Source organism: Bacillus sp. FJAT-28004 (assembly GCF_001280845.1).
In the GTDB taxonomy this organism is placed as follows: domain Bacteria; phylum Bacillota; class Bacilli; order Paenibacillales; family Paenibacillaceae; genus Pristimantibacillus.
Genome location: NZ_LGHP01000012.1, coordinates 1 through 5,581, shown reverse-complemented (window position 1 = coordinate 5,581; position 5,581 = coordinate 1). Strand labels below are relative to the sequence as shown.

The 5,581-nt window shown below is 45.7% G+C and carries 2 protein-coding genes; both read right to left on the bottom strand.

The window, feature by feature from the left end:
• Positions 1-4,758 (bottom strand): discoidin domain-containing protein (locus tag AC787_RS32760; RefSeq protein WP_054029185.1); only part of this gene is annotated, 4,758 nt, incomplete at its 3' end.
• A 529-nt stretch (positions 4,759-5,287) separates the two neighbouring features.
• A partial coding sequence (locus AC787_RS34340) for a dockerin type I domain-containing protein (RefSeq protein ID WP_054029184.1) occupies positions 5,288-5,581 on the bottom strand: 294 nt, incomplete at its 5' end.

Sequence of the window (5,581 nt, the reverse complement as noted above, 5' to 3'; positions counted from 1 at the left end):
AGCATGGGCTACCATTTCTGCCGTAATTGGGGCCCACACGACATCCGCGAGTCCTGTCGTTCCGTCGTTGTAGACGGCTTCAACCTGTGCGGGAAGTACGGGGATTACGCCTTGGTTCGTATCTACGGCAACCGATTTATAATCCACGATTTTCTTCTCGAACGCTCCTCTTGCCGCGAATACTTCAAACTCTGCCAGTCCGCATTCTGCACCGCTTGGATTGGTGTATTTATTTTCCGGATCGATGGTAAACTTTATCCAGCTTGTCTTTATCGGAGTATCGAATGTCACGATGTTATCCGGTTGATCTTGCCATTTAATACCCGTTACCTTTTGGCTTCCGCCCTCCCACTCAAGGAGTCCTTCAACAATTTGGTTAACATCGTGTCCTCTATCAACCAGATTAATATGGCTAATTTCCATAGGACCAGAGAATTGAAGCTTTATCCATGGGGATTTATCCGCACTTTTCGCAGCCCATGTAGTACCTTTATTACCGTCAATCGCTTTGATTCCCAAATATCGATCGTCCTGATTGTTTCCATCAGGGACGCCGTTTCTATCTCTTACAGAGGATACAGCTACGGTGGCGATGTCGGCTATATTTCCGCCTAAAGCAGTAATGGTTTGCTGTTTGGACTCCACAGTCACTCCATCCAGCGTTACTCTTGCTTTCACGGTCGATTGGAACGTTTTGTTAACAGCTCCTTTCACCACAATCGTATTGCTGCCTGGAACAACCTCCAGTCTCGAATCACTAAACAGATATTCTACTACAGCTCTAGATAAATCAGTCTGTGTGCCCGTGTTTAACCTTCCCTCTAAAGCCCCTATAATCGGTTCGTTCACCTTTATGGAGCTGTTATTTAGAGATAGCTTCACTTCTCTCAGAAAAGGAGCTGAATGGATGTTACCGTCAGCATCAACATCTACATAGAAGTAATCACTAGCGCTGTTGCTGCCAAGCCTCGCGATTACATTGATCCTCGCCTTGCCTTCTGTCCCGGCTGTAATCACCCCATCTGCGCCAACCGCTGCAACGGACGGGTTTTCACTTGTGATCGTCATTTTCGCATCGGCAAGATTAAGAGGTTCGCCTAAGAAGGAATAACCTTCAACATCAACCGTTACCGTTTTGTTATCCGCACCGACTTTCGGAGTAACTTTAATGTTGGCAAGTGCTGTTAAATCTCCTGATGAGAATACTTGAACCTCCAGCACATCAATCGGGCTGCCTCCTTGACCGCCGCCAGGGAAGGATACTCTTACATAACGCGCCTGCACGTCGGGTTTGCTCGGATCAACTGGATAATTATAATACAAACCTTCTTGCTCCCATGCGTACAAAGTTGTATCGCTTTTTGGAACGGCCAGTGTATTTCTCGATGTCGGCAATCCACCGCCGGACAATGTGTTTGTTTCATGGCCTGCTATCCAATTTGTTCCGTCAACGCTATACTCAATCTTCACCTTATTCGGCACGTTGTAGTAAGTAACGTTATCGGCATTCGGCATATGGTGATTAAAGAAGATATTAACGCGGTTAAGCTTTTGCAATTTGCCCAAATCATACGTGATGCTCGGGTTTGCGTCGCTTGCCGGCGCTACCCATTTTGAGAGATTTCCTCCGGTAGAATCATTGATTTGGCCGTCAGATAATTTGTCTGCGTTACTGCTGTCGCTTGTAACCGTCGGCGTAATTCCTGCTGCAACGTTTGCATCCGGGATAAGTGTAATGTAGTTACGCGTCGATGTATAGGTCTTCCCGTCTACAGTGATGTCAGCCCAGTAGCTGTACATCGTAGGGGTGGTGATGATATCTGTAAATTGCATCGTGTTACCGTCTACAACAAACGGGACTTGATCGGCAGGCACTTCAGTTACAATGATTTTACCTGCAGCGTTGTTACGGTTTCCGTCAACGGTTGCATAGTGGTACTTAATATTTTTGCCGCCCAGAATATCAACTGCGCCGCCCTTTTCTGTGAAGCCCTTGAATGTCACAGAAAGGTCTTTGTTTGTGGAGAATTGTCCCCAGAACTGAACGTCATTCGTGAACATATTAACACCAACAAGCGGAAGTGCAGCCGAAATCGCACCGCCCGAAACCTTAACAGGATAGGTGTCGGTCTTCACCTGAGGAGCGTTCACGCCATCATTATAGGTTGCCGTTACCGTGATTGTAGCTGCACCAGCGCCGACAGCTGTTACCAAACCTGTTACAGCGTCTACAGTTGCTACGCTTGTATTGTCGCTTGTGTAGTTAAGTGCAGCAGGTGCGAAAACACTGGTGTAGTTATTCATATAGTTCTCTGCTCTAAGTTTCAGCTTGTTTGGTTCCCTTTGGCTGCTGAACAATTTAACACTTGTCATTTTGTATTTTCTTGCAGGGTTTTTTGTTGTAATTTTAATGATTGTATCGATTGGGTCTGCAACAACTTGTGAAGTATCGATTGTAATATAGTATTTGCCATTGTTTTGTTGTGTTGTGAATGGCAGAGAAACACTTTTGTTCATCAACTCGACCTTGTCAACCGGGTAATCGAAGGGACCAATTCCGCTCATCGAGGCTTGGCCGGTAAATCCTGTCTTGCTCACGCCGGAAATTAGGTTTTTAATCATATGCATATAGACATACTGGTCACGGGACATTGCATATCCCCAATCAGGACCCTGACCGTGGGCGATCGCCATCTGCGGATCGGTATACCAGCCCTGTTTAATCGTGTAATCCATTGTGTATGGCATTGTGCCGTACATGGACTCACGCAGGTCGGAACCGCCGGCATTATCCATCCACTTCACTATAGAAGTACGCATATCTGACAATTGCTGTGAAGAAATCGGCACCATCGAGAATATATTGGTATCATCCAAACTACTTTTCAGGTTATCCATACCGCGGGTAACTGTAATGGACGAGTCGTAATTCATTACATAGCCGTGTCCGTATTGGTTAATGAGTTCTTTTGTTGCTTCTCGCCAATCGTCACGTTCATTACCTTTGGCGTATATTGTCCAAACATCCAATGCAGTTGTATACGGGTCATTCCATTCCTCATGGGCAACTTTTCTTGTTTGCGGCAAAATACCGCTTCTCCAGCCACCGTTATTATAAGGTTCACTATGCCAGAATGGACGCTCGTGAAGGGTAATATCTTGGTCACCCGTTTGAGCATTGGGGTTTGCATCAATTAAAACACGGTCGTTATAGTTGCGGGCAGAACTCCACGCCACGTCAACATTGGAATAGCTCTCGGGGCCGCCATCGGCAAAGAGATACCATGGATCGTATCTTTCTACCAAACCTTGGATATCGCTTTCTAAAATTTCAGCACCTTCGTATAGTGACGATACGTACACACCGAACCTCATGCCGTAACGCTCCGCAGCGTGCTTTGCCTGCATCACTCTGTCTTTCACATGCCAGGCGCCGTCCTCAGACTGGTACAAAGCGTTGTATTTGTACATTTTATTGCTGTCGCTTGGGGTTAGTTTTGCGTTGGGTGACGGCCAGTAGTAAATGGTGTTTTGAAGGGTTTCTGTTGACAACATGGTCATACCCATTTCTTTAGCTGTCTGTGCCCAATCATCATAGTTGAAGTTCGGGTCATAAAGGTTCGGCATTGTACCTGTGGTGTGTGACAAAGCCGACATTTTGCCCTCAATAAACCAATCAACCGGGTTTTCCTTGACCGTTATCGTATATTGCTGTGTTGCAGTAGAACCTTGAGCGTCCGTTACCTTCACGGTAAAGGCGTAATCCTTTTGTGTTGTGCCCTGAGCACCGTCTGAAACGATACCTTCAATTTGACCACCTTCTGCCAATGTCAGACCGGGCGGCAACTGGCCATCGGCAATTTTCCAAGTGTAGACTGGATTGCCGCCTGCAGCCTGGAATGCAAAGGGAGACGCCTGCGGGGCGATCGATGATGTATTCAGATTGCCGTCAATTTTTCCAACCATCCATACATATGGATTTTCATCATATGCGTATGGCAGTGTGTTTGACGGATAGTCGTTTGCCGGGACATTTGCATTGCGGTCATCAAATGCTTTTTTATCAATAGTAAGGCCCTGTGTAACAATTTCCAGTTGGTTGTTTGTTACGTTTGGTCCCGTTACGGAATAGGTAAGACCGGGAATTTCATTTCCGTTGTTGTCGGAAAGTCTTGTATAAAAGCCGAGGAAATTCTTGTTACTGCCGGGGTTTTTGTGCTGAATTTCAATGAAAAGCTTGTTCCAGCCTTGTTTTAATTCGAAAGCATATTTTGTACCGCTCTTGCTCACACGGCCAGCAATTTGGTCTTGTTTCCCGCTGAGAACATCGTTGGCGAACAGTTTATACACACCCGATCCACCTACTTGCCACTGAACCGTTTGCGCTTTGGGGCTGTAAACATAGGTCCCGGCAACAACCCACTTATTGACTGTATCCTGTCCCTGCTTGACATCAAAATAACCCATCAGGTCATTGTAATCGTCATAGTTGCGGTTGAAGATACGGTCGTCGAAGTATTGCCAGGTGGATGTTTCTGTGTTGTTCGGGTCAGCAAAAGACTCGCCAATAATAGGAGCAATGTTTCCAAGAGCTTGCTCGTTGGTAAAAGGACCGGAGACCGCCCATTGGTTTATGTATGGTGCGGTACCGTTCGTTCGAGCCGCTTCTACAAGATTTGTATTCATATACGAAAACGACGAAACCATTATAGTGCTTGCTAATAATAAAGAAGAAAATCGCTTTAATTTTTTTCTCACCGGCTTATTCCTCCGTTAAAGTTTTTTTGAAATAATCCTTATTAGTCGTTCCACCTGGGTTGATACCGTTTTCAAAAACATTTATCTATTCACAACGCAGTAATAAATACAAAATTTCACCTCCTTAAGAAGCCTTTAACAATTTGGTTAAATTCGTGTCCTCTATCCCCCCTGCTGTGCGTATGCCTTCGTAACGGGACAGCCAATGATGTTTGGTGCAAAACTCCGATTACAACTCAACACTAATGAATCTGACCTATCTTGAATACAGAAAAAAGGAGATATTCCTCTGAAAATTAACTAAAGCGAGTCTCTAAAATGTGCTATTTTCATTAAGATTTTACAATTCTGTCATATGAAATAACCATTGATATCCGCTAGGTTACGATTTCCGCATCGCATGCAAAACAACCATCCGCTCCAGCTTGATGCGCCAGGCGGATGGTTGTTTGGTTAGCGCTTATGAATATTCGTTACAAGCTTTGCATGCGTTTCCCTTCACCCCGTTACTTACCGGTAATGGGATAGGTTATTCCAGAATCTTTCTAGCAATCGCCGCAAGGTCGACAATATCGATAACGCCATTGCCATCGAAGTCCGCCGACTTGAACTTGTTCCAATCTGGATGCTCATCTTTCATGCCATAATGAGCCGCCGCGATGGCAAGATCGGCGATCGAGTACTTGTTGTCGTTGTTCGAGTCGCCCGGCATAACCGGAGACGCCTTCACTTCGACTCGTATGGACGCCGGAATCGCTTGACTTTCGTTTCCTTGCGCGTCGCCTAAAGCGGCGCTTGCAACTGTTATCGACCCGTTTGCGTT